This is a genomic window from Aquabacterium soli (genome assembly GCF_003933735.1).
In the GTDB taxonomy this organism is placed as follows: domain Bacteria; phylum Pseudomonadota; class Gammaproteobacteria; order Burkholderiales; family Burkholderiaceae_C; genus Aquabacterium; species Aquabacterium soli.
Map to the genome: position 1 here is coordinate 280307 of NZ_RSED01000004.1, position 16666 is coordinate 296972.

At 61.9% G+C, this 16666-nt stretch carries 13 protein-coding genes; 4 read left to right on the forward strand and 9 right to left on the reverse strand.

The annotated features are described in order from the left end of the window. Nucleotides 1-32: 32 nt before the first annotated feature. The gene (locus tag EIP75_RS06900; RefSeq protein ID WP_125242494.1) at nucleotides 33-2870 is read left to right on the forward strand and encodes a valine--tRNA ligase; all 2838 of its coding nucleotides are present in this window, start codon (nucleotides 33-35) and stop codon (nucleotides 2868-2870) included. Between the two features lie 10 nt (nucleotides 2871-2880). Here EIP75_RS06900 and EIP75_RS06905 read toward each other — a convergent pair whose 3' ends face one another. The 7 genes from EIP75_RS06905 to EIP75_RS06935 are packed head-to-tail and all read right to left on the reverse strand — an operon-like array spanning nucleotide 2881 to nucleotide 10376. After that, on the reverse strand, nucleotides 2881-3450 hold the full coding sequence (locus EIP75_RS06905) for a shikimate kinase (protein ID WP_125242495.1): 570 nt from the start codon (nucleotides 3448-3450) through the stop codon (nucleotides 2881-2883). Next, nucleotides 3447-5243, reverse strand: a complete 1797-nt coding sequence (locus EIP75_RS06910; protein ID WP_125242496.1) for a hypothetical protein — start codon at nucleotides 5241-5243, stop codon at nucleotides 3447-3449. Before EIP75_RS06910 ends, EIP75_RS06905 begins: the two co-directional genes overlap by 4 nt. A 20-nt stretch (nucleotides 5244-5263) precedes the next feature. Further along, the gene (locus tag EIP75_RS06915) at nucleotides 5264-7456 is read right to left on the reverse strand and encodes a type IV pilus secretin PilQ (RefSeq protein ID WP_199758512.1); all 2193 of its coding nucleotides are present in this window, start codon (nucleotides 7454-7456) and stop codon (nucleotides 5264-5266) included. A 5-nt stretch (nucleotides 7457-7461) separates the two neighbouring features. Continuing rightward, entirely contained in the window at nucleotides 7462-7968 is a 507-nt protein-coding gene (locus EIP75_RS06920) for a pilus assembly protein PilP (RefSeq protein ID WP_125242498.1), read from the reverse strand. A gap of 23 nt (nucleotides 7969-7991) precedes the next feature. After that, entirely contained in the window at nucleotides 7992-8696 is a 705-nt protein-coding gene (locus EIP75_RS06925) for a type IV pilus inner membrane component PilO (RefSeq protein WP_125242578.1), read from the reverse strand. A gap of 13 nt (nucleotides 8697-8709) precedes the next feature. Continuing rightward, the gene (locus tag EIP75_RS06930; protein WP_125242499.1) at nucleotides 8710-9342 is read right to left on the reverse strand and encodes a PilN domain-containing protein; all 633 of its coding nucleotides are present in this window, start codon (nucleotides 9340-9342) and stop codon (nucleotides 8710-8712) included. Next, entirely contained in the window at nucleotides 9339-10376 is a 1038-nt protein-coding gene (locus EIP75_RS06935) for a pilus assembly protein PilM (RefSeq protein ID WP_420797150.1), read from the reverse strand. Before EIP75_RS06935 ends, EIP75_RS06930 begins: the two co-directional genes overlap by 4 nt. A gap of 303 nt (nucleotides 10377-10679) precedes the next feature. On the opposite strand from EIP75_RS06935, the gene EIP75_RS06940 reads away from it, so the two are divergent. Then, nucleotides 10680-13085, forward strand: coding sequence for a penicillin-binding protein 1A (locus tag EIP75_RS06940; protein ID WP_125242501.1), 2406 nt, complete (start codon nucleotides 10680-10682; stop codon nucleotides 13083-13085). Between the two features lie 27 nt (nucleotides 13086-13112). On the opposite strand, the gene cyaY is transcribed toward EIP75_RS06940, so the two are convergent. Continuing rightward, nucleotides 13113-13478 carry an iron donor protein CyaY gene (gene cyaY, locus EIP75_RS06945; RefSeq protein ID WP_125242502.1) on the reverse strand — a complete coding sequence of 122 codons (366 nt, stop codon included), beginning with the start codon at nucleotides 13476-13478 and terminating at the stop codon, nucleotides 13113-13115. Between the two features lie 101 nt (nucleotides 13479-13579). Between cyaY and lptM the strand changes: the two genes are divergently transcribed. Both lptM and lysA read left to right on the forward strand, forming a co-directional pair. Beyond that, complete coding sequence (gene lptM / locus EIP75_RS25010; RefSeq protein ID WP_125242503.1) at nucleotides 13580-13807, forward strand: LPS translocon maturation chaperone LptM; 228 nt, start codon at nucleotides 13580-13582, stop codon at nucleotides 13805-13807. Beyond that, complete coding sequence (lysA, locus tag EIP75_RS06955) at nucleotides 13804-15084, forward strand: diaminopimelate decarboxylase (RefSeq protein WP_125242504.1); 1281 nt, start codon at nucleotides 13804-13806, stop codon at nucleotides 15082-15084. Before lptM ends, lysA begins: the two co-directional genes overlap by 4 nt. A 120-nt stretch (nucleotides 15085-15204) precedes the next feature. Here lysA and EIP75_RS06960 read toward each other — a convergent pair whose 3' ends face one another. After that, nucleotides 15205-16542: a porin gene (locus tag EIP75_RS06960; protein ID WP_125242505.1), complete on the reverse strand. Its 1338-nt coding sequence runs from the start codon at nucleotides 16540-16542 to the stop codon at nucleotides 15205-15207. Nucleotides 16543-16666 lie beyond the last annotated feature (124 nt).

Here is a 16666-nt window from a genome sequence, read left to right on the forward strand (position 1 = left end):
AAGGGATGGGCTTCGCCGCCTAAAATCGGGGGATGACCGAACTCGCCAAATCATTCGACCCCGCCCCCATCGAAGCCAAGTTCGGCCCGCTGTGGGAACAGCGTGGCCTGTACAAGCCCACGCTCGACACGGCCAAGCCGTCCTTCAGCATCCAGCTGCCGCCGCCCAATGTCACGGGCACCCTGCACATGGGCCACGCCTTCAACCAGACCATCATGGACTCGTTGACGCGCTACCACCGCATGCGCGGCTTCAACACCCTGTGGGTGCCCGGCACCGACCACGCCGGCATCGCCACGCAGATCGTGGTGGAGCGCCAGTTGCAAGAGCAGGGCCAGAGCCGCCACGACCTGGGCCGCAAGAATTTCGTCGCCAAGATCTGGGAGTGGAAGGAGCAGAGCGGCTCGACCATCACCCGCCAGATGCGCCGCATGGGCGATTCGGTCAGCTGGGAGCACGAGTACTTCACCATGGACGACAAGCTGTCCACGGTGGTCAACGACACCTTCGTCAAGCTGTATGAACAAGGCCTGATCTACCGCGGCAAGCGCCTGGTCAGCTGGGACCCTATCCTCAAGTCTGCGGTCTCTGACCTGGAAGTCGAGAGCGAAGAAGAAGACGGCTCGCTCTGGCACATCCGCTACCCAGTCGAGGGCAGCAGCGACACCCTGGTGGTGGCCACAACGCGTCCGGAGACCATGCTGGGCGACACCGCCGTGATGGTGCACCCTGAAGACGAGCGCTACACCCACCTGATCGGCCAGCAGGTGCGCCTGCCCATCACGGGCCGCCTGGTGCCCGTGATCGCCGATGACTACGTCGACAAGGCCTTCGGCACCGGCGTGGTCAAGGTGACGCCCGCGCACGACACCAACGACTACCAGGTCGGCCTGCGCCACGACCTGCCCATGATCACCATCTTCACGCTCGAAGCGAAGGTGGTCGATGAACTGGCCGAGATCCCTGCCGAGCTGCGCGGCCTGGACCGCTTCGTGGCCCGCAAGAAGATCGTCGCGCAGCTGGAGGCCGAAGGCCTGCTGGTGGAGGTCAAGAAGCACAAGCTGATGGTGCCGCGCTGCGCCCGCACGGGCCAGGTGATCGAGCCCATGCTGACGGACCAGTGGTTCGTGGCCATGACCAAGCCTGGCCCCTCGGGCAAGAGCATCGCCCAGCAGGCCATCGACGTGGTCGAGAGCGGCGAGGTCAAGTTCGTGCCCGAGAACTGGGTCAACACCTACAACCAGTGGATGAAGAACATCCAGGACTGGTGCATCAGCCGCCAGCTGTGGTGGGGCCACCAGATACCGGCCTGGTACGGCACGGGCGGCGAGCTCTTCGTGGCCACGACGGAAGACGAAGCCCGCGCCAAAGCCTCGGCCGCCGGCTACACCGGTGATCTGACCCGTGACGAAGACGTGCTGGACACCTGGTATTCATCGGCTCTGGTGCCCTTCTCCACGCTGGGCTGGCCCGAAAAGACCATCGAGCAAGACCTCTTCCTGCCCTCCAGCGTGCTGGTCACCGGCTACGACATCATCTTCTTCTGGGTCGCCCGGATGATCATGATGACCAAGCACTTCACCGGCAAGGTGCCCTTCAAGCACGTGTACATCCACGGCCTGGTGCGCGATGCGCAGGGCCAGAAGATGTCCAAATCCGAAGGCAATGTGCTGGACCCGGTCGACCTGATCGACGGCATCGAGCTGGCCCCGCTGCTTGAGAAGCGCACCACCGGCCTGCGCAAACCGGAGACAGCACCCAAGGTGCGCAAGAACACCGAGAAGGAGTTCCCCGAAGGCATCCCTGGTTACGGCGCCGACGCCCTGCGCTTCACCTTCGCCGCGCTGGCCAGCCTGGGCCGCAGCATCAACTTCGACAGCAAACGCTGCGAGGGCTACCGCAACTTCTGCAACAAGCTCTGGAACGCCACGCGCTTCGTGCTGATGAACTGCGAAGGCCAGGATTGCGGCCTGAAGGCCCATGAGCCCGGCGTCTGCGCCCTGGGTGGCTACCTGGATTTCAGCCCGGCCGACAAGTGGATCGTGAGCGAACTGCAGCGCGTCGAGGCCGCGGTGGAGCAAGGCTTCGCCGAGTTCCGCCTGGACAACGTGGCCAACGCCATCTACCAGTTCGTCTGGGACGAGTACTGCGACTGGTACCTGGAGATCGCCAAGGTGCAGATCCAGACCGGTTCAGAGGCGCAACAGCGCGCCACCCGCCGCACCCTGATCCGCGTGCTGGAAACCGTGCTGCGCCTGCTGCACCCGATCACCCCCTTCATCACCGAAGAGCTGTGGCAGACCGTGGCGCCTGTGGCTGGCCGCAAGGCGGCAGATCAGGAAGCCTTCCTGGTGCTGGCCGACTACCCCCGCCCCGATCTGGGCCGCGTGTGTGCGGAGTCAGATGCATGGGTGGCCAAGCTCAAGGCCCTGGTGGGCACGGTGCGCAACCTGCGTGGCGAGATGAACCTATCGCCCGCCGAACGCGTGCCCCTGCTGACCACGGGTGATGCGGCCTTCGTGACACAGGCCGCGCCGATCCTGAAGGCCCTGGCCAAGCTGGGCGATGTGCAGGTGCTCGATGACGCTGCGTTTGCCACCGCCACCGCAGCCGCCCCTGTGGCCGTGCAGGGCGAAGCCCGCCTGGCCCTGCATGTCGAGATCGACGTGGCGGCTGAGCAGGAACGCCTGGGCAAAGAGGTCAAGCGCCTGGAAGGCGAGATCATCAAGGCGCAGGCCAAGCTGGGCAACGAGAGCTTCGTGGCCCGGGCACCGGCCGCGGTGGTGGATCAGGAAAAGCAGCGCATGGCCGACTTCAGCACCGCGCTAGACCGCGTGCGGCAGCAACTGATCCGCCTGGGTCAGGGCTGACACGACTCAGTCAGTCGGTGCGCCGTGCTGGCGCATCGGCAGGATTGGACGATGGCGGTATCAAACCCGCCATCTCCAGTTGCATGATGATCATGTTCACCAGCGAGCCAACAGAAGGCCGCCCTGTGTCCACGACATAGTGCGCGGTCTGCTCGTACAGCGGGTGGCGTTGGTCGTACAACTCGCGCAACTTGGCCATCGGATCGGCCACCTGCAGCAATGGCCGCTGGGTGTCATGCCGCAGGCGCCGGTACAGCTCGTCGGGAGACGAGCGCAGGTAGATCACCGTGCACCGAGACTTCAAGTGCTCCCGATTGCGCTCGCGCAGCACCGCGCCACCGCCCGTGGCGATGACGAGGGCCTTGTCTGCGTCTGAAGCTGTCAACACATCGATGACGGCTTCTTCCTCGTCACGGAAGGCTGCCTCTCCATGCTGCTCAAAGTAGGAACGGATCGGCATGCCGATCCGTTCTTCGAGCACGGCGTCGGAATCAACGAACCGTGCGTTCAGGCGCTTGGCCAATTGCCGCCCGACGGTGGATTTGCCACCGCCGGGTAGGCCGATCAATGCAATCATCAATCCGGGTTGTTGCAAGGCGCCAATGAGCCAGCCGGAACAGTCACTCCATCAGGCATCAAACGGCCGCCAGATGGAATCGTCACAGGCACAACCACGCTGCCATATGGGCTGTATTCGAAGGCTGGAGGAGCTTCCTCTTCAAGATCGTCTTTCAGTGCCCTCAGATACTGTTGACGAGAGGCTCTACCCTCGCTACCACCAACCAGAGAAGTAGCCACAATGTTGACCTTCATCCAGCTTGCAACGTTCTTTGGATAGGACATCTTGATCAACACGACCCCCTCAGCATTTGTGACCCAACCATTGGGTGCAGTGAGACTCACATCAGCACGGATGGGTTCAAGGCGTGTATCGTGGTCCAGATCTTCGCCCAGATCGAGCCGGTCATCATCATCCAGGTCCTCCTTGTTGCATACATAGGCTGCTCCAAGGCTCTTATCCGAATTGATCACCCACTCCGACTCATCCTCATCCCATTCAAAGAAGCCCTTCACATAGTTGACTGTGTTGATTTGCGCACTCACCGTAAGGCCCGCCTTGGGTTGGCCAGCAGAGTTCACTACCTTGATCACGAATTGTTGTGCATAACTCAACGTTGCTTCTTCATTAATCAGCAAACCGTCGGTGCCGATGGTCACAGAGACAGCCTCATCAGCGATCGTGATGGGTTGACTCAGCAAGCCACTGGTCGAGCTTGAGGTGCACGCCTGGGCTTGCGCATCGCTTGCTCCGTAGCAAGCTCTGATGCTGATAGCGTTGTTGGGCGAAGATCGTGTTCCCGGAATGTAGAACGTCTGAACCTTTCCGTCAGCATCGCTTGTCTGCACGCTCGTACCAGTGATTGGGCCACCTGAGAATGCCCCGCCTACGGCAGAGGCATTGGTGCCTTCAAGCTTGAAGATCACGCGCATGTTAGGGATAGGACGCCCAGAGGTATCTTCGAAGGTAGCAACTACCTGCAGCTTGTTCGCCGTAGAACCTGTGCTGTTCACGGCGACCACATTGGGATTGGCCTGAAGCGCCGACGTAAGTCCATTGGTCAAGTCGGGGGCAGGCAGAACCTGCGCCGGTGCTTTGATCTCGACCCCGTATTGCTTGGTCACTCCCGCTGCACTCACGTTGAACACCAACGTGTTGCCTGGCGAATTTGGCACCGTGTAGGTGTAGGAATAAGTACCGCTGTTATCAGTCGTGGCCGAACGACTTCCAAGGCCACTGGCTTCAATCAAGATTGGCGTGTCCCGGATGGGCGAGCCATTGCTGTCGGTGACTGCAAACTCAATCGTCTTTGAGGTCAAAGGGTCAACCAGTGCATCGAGTGTGGCGGCGATTGCCGTACCCCGCAAAGTGATCGTCTTGCTGATGCTCTTCCCACCGGCTAACGCCGTGATCGTGATCACTCGATTGGACTTGTCTGACCCCAAGTTCACCGTTGCTGTGCCCTGCCCAGTCTCATTGGAGGTACCTACCGCCGACAAGATGAAAGCTCCGCCATCGTCAGCAGCAGCGGATTGATCTTCAACTCGATAATCAATGCTGGCTCCGCTGACGGCTTGGCTGTTCGAATTCAACGTCGTCACGGTTGCCACGACATTAGGCATGTCGCCATTGGCCACGACTGTATTGCTAAGCGTCATGCGAAGTTGGCTGACGGTCGCGGTGGGAGTTTCTGCACCGCCCCCATTGCCACCGCCATACAACGGATCCCCTCCCCCGCCACCGCCACCACATGCATTGAGCAAGGCCGCACAAGACAAAACCAAGGCCGTGGCCCGATATTTCAAGATATTCATTTGAATCAATCCCTAAACCATCAACGGAGCGCAGAACGCTCGCTCACAACCTTCGGCGTCAAGAAGATCAACAGCTCAGACTTGTTGGACGTCAGCGTTGTGTTCTTGAACAGATGCCCCACCACCGGCAAGTCACCCAGCAGAGGCACCTTGTTCTCATCCTTGCGGTCTGTCTGGACAAAGATGCCGCCGATCACCACCGTGCCGCCATTTTCAACCAGCACCTGCGTCTGCACGTGCTTGGTGTCGATGGCGTAACCGGCCGTGGTCAGCAGTCCGACGCTGTCCTTGTTGACGTCCACATCCAGGATGATGCCGCCTTCAGGCGTGATCTGAGGTGTCACTTCCAGCTTCAGGTTCGCCTTGCGGAAGGCGATCGACGTAGCGCCGCTGGACGAAGACACCAGATACGGCAATTCGGTACCTTGCTCGATCAAGGCCTTGACCTGGTCAGCCGTGATCACCCGAGGGCTGGAGACAATGCGGCCACGGCCATCAGCCTCAAGGGCCGACAGTTCAAGGTTCAGGAACCGATTGGCACCCGCGCTGAACAAGGACACCGCGAAGGTCGTCGGGTTCACGGAGTCGATCGCGTTGGCAGGCAGGTTGACGAAGTTGCTGTTCGGGTAGGTCGTCGCACCGGTTGCACCCGTCACCTGCAATGTCTGCTGGCCCACGGCCTGGTAGTTGCCGCCAATCGCGATGCGGTTGTCCCCGCCCACGCCATAGCCGGGTGTACCCCCCTGGAAGCCACGCATGTCGACTGCACCCAGTCGAACGCCCAGCGTGCGGCCGAACTTGTCGTCGGCCTCGACGATGCGTGCCTCGATCAGCACCTGGCGAACCGGGATGTCGACCTTGGTGATCAGTTGCTGGATTTCTTCCAGCTTCGACGGGATGTCACTGACGAACAGCTGGTTGGTGCGTGTCTCGAACAACACGCTGCCGCGCTGGGACAACATCTTTGTGGAAGTCGAACCGCTGCCGCCGCCAGACGTGGACTGGCCGGTGAGCCCCTTCGCGATGTCCTCGGCCTTCACATAGTTCAACTGGAACGCCTGCGTGCGCAGAGGTTCCAGCTTGGCCACTTCAACCTTGGCCTCCAGATCCATCTTTTCCTTGGCGTTGATCTCGTCCTTGGGGGCGATCCACAGCACGTTGCCGTTCTTGCGCACGCCCAGGCCCTTGGCCTGCATGATGATGTCGAGTGCCTGATCCCAGGGCACATCCTTCAGGCGCAAGGTGACGGTGCCGCTGACGGTGTCGCTCGTCACCACGTTGAAGTTGGTGAAATCAGCGATGACCTGCAGCAACGCACGAACTTCGATGTTCTGGAAATTGAGCGACAGCTTTTCACCCGAGTAGCCCGGGCCGCGCGTCAGCTTGTTGGGCTCGACCTTCTGACGGCGCACTTCCAGCACGAACTGGTTGTCGCTTTGGTAAGCCGAATGCTCCCATTCGCCCCGGGGTTCCACCACCAGACGAACACGCTCACCAACCTGCGTTGCGGTCATGGCCTGCACCGGCGTTCCGAAATCGGTCGTGTCGAACCGGCGGCGCATGCGGTCTGGCAAGGTAGCCCGCATGAACTCGACCACCAGGTTCTGACCCTGCTGCTTGATGTCGACGCCAACCTGGTTGTTGGGCAGTTCGACCACCACACGTCCGGCACCATCATTGCCACGCCGGAAATCGATGTCCTTCAGGGGCAAGGGCACGGCATTGCGGCTTTCGGCGAAATGCACGGTCTGTTGCTCGCCGCCGGTCGCCTTGACAGCGGCAGCCACGCCCACCGGCTCGGCCCCGGCAGCTGCATTGCTCGCTGAAGAGCCGGTGCCTGCGTCCAGGGTCAGCAGCAAAGCCTTGCCTTGCAGGCTTGCCCTGTAGGACGAAGGCTGCCTGAGGTTGAGCACCAGGCGGGTACGTTCGCCAGCCTGGGCGACATTCGCCGTGCGCAAATTGCCTTGGTTGATGTCGACAGTGTTGCGCCCCAGGGCATTGCTCACGCCCGGCAGGTCGATGGCGATCCGCGGAGGTGCTTGCACCACAAAACCTGTCGGCAAGGAAGGCAGGGGCTCCGTCAAATCGATGCGGACGACGTCAACGCCCGCCTGTTGTGTCGCGGTGATGGACTGGATGGACGGGGCTGCCATCGCACAGGACGCCACCATGAACACGGCGCCCCCTCCGAGAGTCTTGAAGAATTTGGTCATGATGATTACGCCCCCTCCTGAAGCTGCAAGGCGGCAGGCCGCTCGATCCATTCGCCAGATGCGTCCTGCACAATTTCGCGCAGCTCGATTTCCGTCTCGGTGACCTTCATGATCTTTCCAAAGTTCTGCCCCAGGTAGTCACCCACCTTGACCTGATAGAGAAGGTTGTCGACCTTCAGCAAGGCGTACTGGACGCCCCTGCGGTTCACGCTGCCCACCATGGACATGCTGTCCAGGGGGAAGGCTTCCAACGGTTCCTTGCGTCGGCTCAGTTCGGACGCCACGGCGGAGTTCGGCTGAGACCGATCCTGCTTGAGCACCACGATCAGCTTCTGCGCACTGAAAGGCTCCACGGTTTCGCCCGTCTGATAAGCCTGCGGGTCGAATTTCTGTGGGGCCGAAAGAGGCTGGACATTGGGACGGGTCTGGGCCCGCTCCTGTGCCATCCAGGCCTGCAGCTCTTCCTGCTGGGCTGAGCAGCCTGACAGGAACACCACGACACCCAGGAGCATCCCGCCTGTGATTCCTCGGGACATCATGATTTCGCGCCCTTCTTCTTGGCCTTCTCGGCCGCCTGCTGATCCAGTTCGGCCTGGTCAAGATAGCGATAGGTCCGAGCCGTGGCCTCCATCAGGAGCGGGCCGCCGCCGCTGGCGCCCTTCGCGGTAGCGGAAGCCTGTGCCGCACTGATGTTGAGATCGTGCAAGGTCACGATGCGGGACAGGTTGGCGATGTCTGCGGCGAACGAGCCCATGTCGTGGTAGCGGCCGGACACCTTGATGGAGATCGGCAGTTCAGCGTAGTAATCCTTCACGACCACCTGGCCTGGCTTGAAGAGTTCAAAATCAAGCCCACGCCCCAGGCCTGCCTGGTTGATGTCCGACAACAGGGCATCCATTTCAGCCTTGCCGGGCAGTTGTTTCTCGAGTTGAGTGACGTACTCTTGTACCTGCACCCGCTGCTTGCGCAACTCGACCAGATTCACGGCCTGGACCAGCTTGCTCTGGTACTCCTGCTTGAGCTGAGGCTCCTTGTCCCGCTCGGCCTGGAGTTCGTCAGCCTGGGCTGACAGCAGCAAAACCCAACCGAGCAAAAGCACGAGGGCGCCAAAAAACACACCTGCTGCAATCTTGGGCAGGATGGGCCACTGCCCCGGTTCATTGAGATTGAGTCCGCGAAACTGATCCTGCGCGTCGGCAAACCAGGCGTTCAGGTCGATGTTCATGTTTGACTTGGCCATGATGACTCCGCGCTCAGACTGGAGAAGGCGCAGAAGCACCATGGGCCGGCGCAGAAGCACCGCCCGCTGCCGCATTGGCATCCTGGGGGCGCTTGAGACCCACCCGCATCGAGAACTCGAACAGGCGCTTCGGGTCCTTGGTGTCGGGCAAAGTCACGATCGCCGCCTTGATTTCCTGAAGCTCGGGGCGCTCCAGCCAAGGCGAGTTGTTGCCCGTGTTGCGCAGGAAAGCCGATACACGCTCGTTGGTCTGGGCCACGCCCGAGACGGTGACGAACTGGCCATCCTGCTTGATGGATTTGAGGTAGATCCCTTCGGGTGTCTGCCTTGCCAGCTCATTGAGAATGTGCACTGGCATGTTCCGATCGGTCTGCAGATCTTCCACGGCCTTCTGACGTGCCTTGAGGGCATCGATCTCGGCCCTCAGCGCAGACACATCCTTGATTTCTTCGTCAAGCTTGGCGATCTCTGACTTCAGGAATTCATTGCGGGCCTGCTGCGAGCCGATCATCTGCTGCTGGATGCCGTACCACAGCGCCACCAGCACCAGCCCGATCAGCGCAGACATGCCCAGGGCTGCAAAAAAGCGCTGCTTGCGCTGAATGCGTTTTTCCTCACGATGAGGAAGCAGGTTGATCAGGATCATGCGAGGAACCTCCGCATGGCCAGCCCGCAGGCCGTCAGGTAGGACGGCGCCTCGCGACGCAACTTGCTTTCACGCACGGCAGATCCCAGTTTCATGCCATCGAAGGGGTTGACGACCATGGAGGCAAAGCCCGTCAGTTCCGTCACCCGCTCCTTGAGGCCCGGCAATGACGCCGTGCCACCCGCCAGCATCACGTAGTGCACCTTGTGGTGTGGTGTGCTGGTGAAGAAATACTGCAGCGCCCGGCCGATTTCCTGGGACAGGCTGTCCACGAAAGGCGCCAGCAGAGAAGATTGAAAATCTTCCGGCAGATCACCGGAAAGCTTCTTGGATTCGGCCTCTTCGAACGAGAAACCGTACTGGCGCGAGATGAGCTGGGTGAGTTGCGCACCGCCAAAGGCCTGGTCGCGGTCATACAGGAGCTCTTCGTCTCGCAGCACCTTGAGGCTGGTATTTTCGGCACCGATCTCGAACAAGGCCACCAGGGCGTCCTTGCCGCCACCGGGCAGGGCCGAGATCAGACGCTGCATGGCCAGGCGTGACGCGTACGACTCGATGTCGAGGATGGCCGGCTTGAGGCCGGCAGCCTCGGCCAGACCTTGGCGGTCCTGGACGCGGTCCTTGCGCGAAGCGGCGATCAGCACCTCGACGTCGCCAGCGGATTGCGGCGCAGGCCCGACCACACAGAAATCAAGGCTAACTTCGTCCAGCGAGAATGGGATGTACTGATTGGCTTCGGCTTCGACCTGCATTTCCATTTCTTCTTCGCGCAGGCCAGCCGGCAGCATGATCTTCTTGGTGATCACCGCCGATTGGGGCATGGCCATGGCGACGAACTTGGTCCGGGTGCCACTTTTGGTCACAACCTTGCGGACGGCCTCTGCCACTTCGTCGAACTTCTCGATCTGTCCGTCAGCAATCCAGCCTTTTTCCAGAGGCTCTGACGCGAAACGCTCAAGCGTCAGTTCTCCGGCTGCGTTCTGGCTGAGTTCGACGAGCTTGACGCTGGACGAGCTGACGTCAAGCCCGACCATGGGCGGGTGCTTGCGGCCCAGCAGCGTGTCTAAAAAGCTCACAAATTCCTCCATGCGCCCAGTCGGAGCGCTGGGAAGTTAATAAACCACTTCAATGCTAGCAGCAAAGTTTTTGTGTATGAAACCCAAAGAGGCCCGGCTTTTCACCTAGTCGTTGCGCGTTCCACACGTATTACAAGCGGTTTCAAACGTAAACGGGAGGGTGTGCAAGCGGTTCAGCTTCCCCCTTGAAGGGGCCTTCAGAGGCCATCAAGGGATGGATGGCTTTCTTATAATCAGGCTCCTCTTTGGATCCCCTGATTGATGAGCGCCCCTGATACCCGTCCCCCTTCGCCGTCCCGTAGTCGGGTCTTCAGTGCCGATGTCTGGTGGATCCAGTGGCTGGTCCGGCCCGTGGTCTGGCTGGTTGGGCTGGGCGTGGCTGGCGCCTTGGCCATGACCATGGTGGTCGGTATCGGACTGGCGGTGATCTACCCCAACCTGCCGCCATTGAACGGCTTGATGGACTACCGCCCCAAGATGCCCCTGAGGGTCTACTCGGCGGATGCCACGCTGATTGGGGAATTCGGCGAGGAAAAGCGCAATTTCCAGCCGATCGCCCAGATGCCCAAGGTGATGAAAGAGTCTGTGCTCGCCATCGAGGACGCCCGCTTCTACCGCCACGGGGGTGTCGACTACATCGGGGTGCTGCGAGCCGGCTTGGCCAACTTCGGCGAGTCGCGCAGCCAGGGGGCGTCGACCATCACGATGCAGGTGGCACGCAATTTCTACCTGTCCACCGAGAAAACCTTCTCGCGCAAGATCTACGAGATCCTGCTGGCGCTCAAGATCGAAGGCCTGCTGAGCAAGGACCAGATCCTCGAGCTCTACATGAACCAGATCTACCTGGGGCAACGCGCCTACGGGTTCGCCGCCGCATGCGAGACCTACTTCGGCAAACCGCTGAAGGACGTGACGCTGGCCGAAGCCGCAATGCTGGCCGGCCTGCCCAAGGCCCCCTCAGCCTACAACCCCCTGCGCAATCCCAAGCGGGCGGTCGTGCGCCAGCAGTACATCCTTCAGCGCATGCTGGAGAACGGCTTCATCACGCAGGAACAGTATGAGGAAGCACGGGACGAAGAGCTCCACTACCACGTGAAGGTGCCGATCGCCCCTGAGGCCGAATACGTGGCTGAAGCGGCACGCTCGCTGATGTATGAGCAGTACGGCGCCGACGCCTATACCCGTGGCCTGAAGGTCTACACCACGGTCAAGATGAACGAGCAGATCGCCGCCACGCGCGCCTTGCGCAAGGGTCTGCTGGATTACGATCGCCGTCAGCCCTGGCGCGGCCCCGAGGCCTTCATCGACCTGCCCTCCGACCCCAAGCACATCGATGTGCGCGTGGCCGAGGCCCTTGAAGACCACCCGGACAGCGACGACATCAAGGCGGCCGTGGTGCTGTCGGCCGAGCCCAAACGCGTCGTGGCCCTGCTGCAGACCGGCGAATCCATCGACATCCAGGGCGACAGCCTGAAGTTCGTGGCCCAGGCCCTGTCCGAGAAAGCCCAACCCAAGCAGCAGATCCGCCGCGGGGCCGTGGTGCGCGTGGTGCAGACCAAGGATCGCTGGCAGATCACCCAATTGCCCACCGTCGAAGGGGCCCTGGTGTCCCTGGACACCCACACCGGCGCTGTCAAATCCATGGCAGGAGGCTTCGACTTCGACCGCAACAAGTTCAATCACGTGACGCAGGCCTGGCGCCAGCCCGGCTCCAGCTTCAAGCCTTTCATCTACTCGGCCGCGCTGGAGAAGGGCTTCACGCCCAGCACCATGGTCAATGACGGTCCGCTGTTCTTCGACTCCGGCGTGACGGGCAGCCAGCCCTGGGAGCCCAAGAACTACGACGGCAAGTTCGAAGGGCCCATGACCTTGCGCCGCGGCTTGGCCAAATCCAAGAACATGATCTCGATCCGCGTGCTGCGTTCCATTGGCGCGCAGTACGGCCAGGAGTGGGTCACCCGTTTCGGCTTCGAATCGGCCAAGCACCCGGCCTACCTGACGATGGCCCTGGGCGCCGGCTCCGTCACGCCCATGCAGATGGCCGACGCCTTCGCGGTGTTCGCCAATGGCGGCTACCGCGTCAACCCCATGCTGGTGACGCGCGTCACCGATTCGCGCGACCGCGTGCTGGCGCAGAACAAGGCCGCCGTGCTCGACGAATCCATGCGTGCCATCGACGCCCGCAACGCGTTCCTGATGTCCAGCCTGCTGCAGGAAGTGACCCGTTCAGGCACGGCCGCCAAGGCGCAGGCCCAGTTGGGCCGCCCGGATCTGTATGGCAAGACCGGCACCACCAACGACTCCATGGACGCCTGGTTCGCCGGCTACACGGTACGCACGGTGGCCGTGGTGTGGATCGGCTACGACCAGCCACGCAAGCTGGGCGACCGCGAAACGGGTGGCGGCCTGGCCCTGCCGGTGTGGATCGACTACATGCGCACCAGCCTGAAGGGCACGCCGGTGGAAGAGCCCGCCGTGCCGGAGGGCGTGGTCAACATCGGCGGTGAGTGGTATTACGAGGAATACACGCCCGGAACCGGCGTGCGCGAGCTCAGCGGGGAAGACCCGCATGCCCCTGCACCTGCCAACGAAGACGAAAAACGCAGCATCATGGACCTGTTCGGCACCGGCGGATCCACTGCGGGCGGCGCTCACACCCCACCCTGATCTGCAGGCGCCCGGCCTCTGCAGCGTTCAGAACTGCAGGGCCTGGCCCGATTGTTCAGATGCGCAACGCGACAAGGCCTGGAAAAAGTCTTCGCCCGTGCGGGTGTCCTGCCAGACACCCTCACCCCCGGACTCTCCGCCGAAGCGGAAGTGGTAGCCGCCGCTGCGGGCGGCCAGCCACAATTCGTGCAACGGCGGCTGGGTGTTGATGATCAGCTGGGTGCGATTGGGCATGCTCAAGGTGATCATGCCGCCGGAACGGGCGCTGTCGATGTCGATCAAGTCGTCCTCCAGCCATTGGTCGATCCGGGCTTCGATGCGCGACAGGGCCGTGCTCGCCGCCTGGTCGTAGAGCGCATCAGGGTATCCCGACGGCGTGGTGGTCTCGGACATGGGAAGCAATCCTTAGAATTGGAATGATGAACAGCCAGCCGAAAATTGTAGTGACCTCTGCGTCACCCGCTCACGGAGAACCCCGCTCGGCCCCATGGGGGATGAAGGGGGCAGCACGTCGGACAGGCCAGGTGGCCACATTGTTGACCGTCAGTGCCCTGTTGTCAGGGCTGGCGGCATGCGGCCAGAAGGGTGGGCTCTACCTGCCGGACAATCCGCCTGCGTCTTCACGGCACGGCAGCTCGGCAGCCAAATCCGCCACGCAACCGGCCACAGCCACACCCGCAGCCTCTTCGGCCACGACCCATCCATCCTCCGCACAGCCATGACCACCGCACTGCCCGGCTCCCCTTTTCTGGCCTACCGCGGCCCCGACCTGTACCTGGAAGACGTGTCTCTGCAGGCCCTGGCCCGCACGCACGGCAGCCCGCTCTACGTGTACTCGCGACAGGCCATGCTGGCCGCCCTCGCGCCTTACCAGCGCGCCCTGAAAGGCCGCCAGCACCTGGTGTGCTACGCCGTCAAGGCCAATTCCAACATCGCGGTGCTGCAGACCTTCGCCCAGGCCGGTTGCGGGTTCGACATCGTCTCATCGGGTGAACTGGCCCGCGTGCTGGCCGCCGGTGGCGATCCGGCCAAGGTGGTGTTCTCGGGTGTGGGCAAGACCCGGGCCGAGATGGCCGAGGCCCTGCAGGCCGGCGTGAAGTGCTTCAACGTGGAAAGCACAGCCGAACTGGAGGTGCTGTCCGAGGTGGCTACAGGCCTGAAACTCACAGCGCGCATCAGCCTGCGCGTGAACCCCGACGTGGACGCCGGCACGCACCCCTACATCTCCACTGGCTTGAAAGGCAACAAGTTCGGCATCGCGCATGAACTGGCCGTGCAGACCTACTTGCGCGCCGCCTCGCTGCCCGGCATCGAGGTGGTGGGCATCGACTGCCACATCGGCTCGCAGATCACCGACACCGCGCCCTACCTCGATGCGCTGGACCGGGTGCTGGACCTGGTGGAGGCCATCGAAGCCGCTGGCGTGCGCATCCACCACCTGGACCTGGGCGGCGGCCTGGGCATCACCTACACCGACGAAACACCCCCCTCGGCCGAGGTGCTGATCGGCCTGTTGCTGGCCAAGATCGATGCACGCGGCCACGGCCATCGCGAGGTGATGTTCGAGCCGGGCCGCTCGCTGGTGGGCAACGCCGGCGTGCTGCTGACCGAGGTGATGTTCCTCAAGCCAGGCGAGCACAAGAACTTCTGCGTGGTGGACGCCGCCATGAACGACCTGATGCGCCCGGCGCTGTACGAGGCCTACATGGGCATCGTGAACGTGCAGCAGCGCACCGAACCCGCCGTGTTATGGGATGTGGTGGGACCAGTGTGCGAATCGGGCGACTGGCTGGGGCGGGATCGCGCGCTGAGTACGCAGCCGGGCGATGTGCTGGCCGTGTTGTCGGCTGGCGCCTATGGCATGACCATGGCCAGCAACTACAACACGCGTGGGCGTGCGGCCGAGGTGATGGTGGATGGCTCACAGGTGTGGGTGATCCGCGAGCGGGAAGCTGTGAGCGATCTGTTCAAGCAGGAGCGTTTGCTGCAAGCGACGTGAGCCCGGAGTCGGGGCCCCGTGGCTGAACGAGGGCTCGGAGCCTGCTCCCCACCCGCCACCGGACGCCCATGAAAAAAACCGCCCCGAGGGGCGGTTTTGTTGGACTGATCAGAGAAGGGATCAGAACTGGTGACGGATACCGATAGCTACCACCTTGGTGGTAGCGTCGACGTTGGCACCGCCGCCCGAGAAGAACGGCGTTTCCAGCGAACCGAAACCGGTCAGCAGGGGCAGCGGGCCGCCGCCGACCAAGCCACCACCCTGGGCGGGACCGCGACCACTTGATGCCAAGTTACCCGGATCATCCTTTGCGTAACCAGCTCGGATATACAGCTTGGTGCGCTTGGAGAAGTTGTAGTCGCCGATCAGCATCAGCGAGGTGTCCTTGCCTTCTGTGAAGTTGCTGAACTTCGACTGTGCGAACTGCGCACCAACCGCGAAGTTGCCAATCGGATGCTTCACGCCCAGAGCCCACGTATTGATCTTCGGGCCTGCGTTGTTGCCGTCGTCATTGGTGAACTTGCCATGGTGGAAGATACCCGACAGGATCGTGCCTGCACCAGGGATCGTGTACTTGGCGCCGAGCGCATAGGCTTCATACTTGTCCAAGTCAGCCCAAATGATCGGACCCGTGATCAGTTGAGCATTGCCGAACTTGTTGGAGTGGTACGAACCGTTGATCAGGAAGCCAGGGTCGAACGCGTAGTTCACGAACAAGCCGAGCGACTGGCCACGGTTGCCGGAGTCAGCCACCTCGTTGCCGGCAGTGTTCCCGCCCAGGATCTGGCCGCTGGTCGATGTGTAAGAGCCGTTGGCCAAACGAGAAGACGAAACTGTACGGTCTACGCCAGCGTTGGTCGCGTAGGACAAAGCTGCCGTCAGGCCACCGGTCTTCAGCCAGTAGCTGATCTGGTTGTCCTGGCGAACCTGCAGGTTGTTCACGATCAGGCCCGAACCCTGGATGTCAGCACCACCCAAGGCTTCGATGGTGGTGAAAGCGAAGGTGAAGAACATGGGGGCGTACTGGCGGCCCAGGCGAACTTCACCGCCCGGCGTGGTCAGGCCCACATAGGCTTGACGACCCCACATGCGGTTGTCCTGACCGCTCTGCGCGCCGACGTCGAGCTGGAACTGGCCTTCCAGCACGAAGTTGCCCTTATAGCCGCCGCCCAGGTCTTCAACACCGCGGAAGCCCAGGGCATTGACCGAAGAAATACTCGATGACAGACGCGTCACGTTGCTCTTGGTGGTGAACCCAGCTGCCAAGGCATTACCAACAGCAGGCGGGAGCGCCGGATTCACCGCAAAGCCAGTCGCATCGCCCTGACCTTTGCGAACGTTGTCCACACCAATGTCGATGTTGCCGTAAATGGTCAGGCTGGATTGTGCGAAAGCAGCGCTGGCGCCGAAAGTTGCCAAGGCCAGCAGCGCGGCCTTGGTCAGTGCGGTTTTTTTCATGAGGGCTCCTGTGAACAACCCCCTTGAATGGGGGACGGACAAATTGTTGCCTCACCCCGTTTCACACCCATCCCGGGTTTCCACCCGATGTCGCAACAACACAACAATTCAAATGTTTGAAACG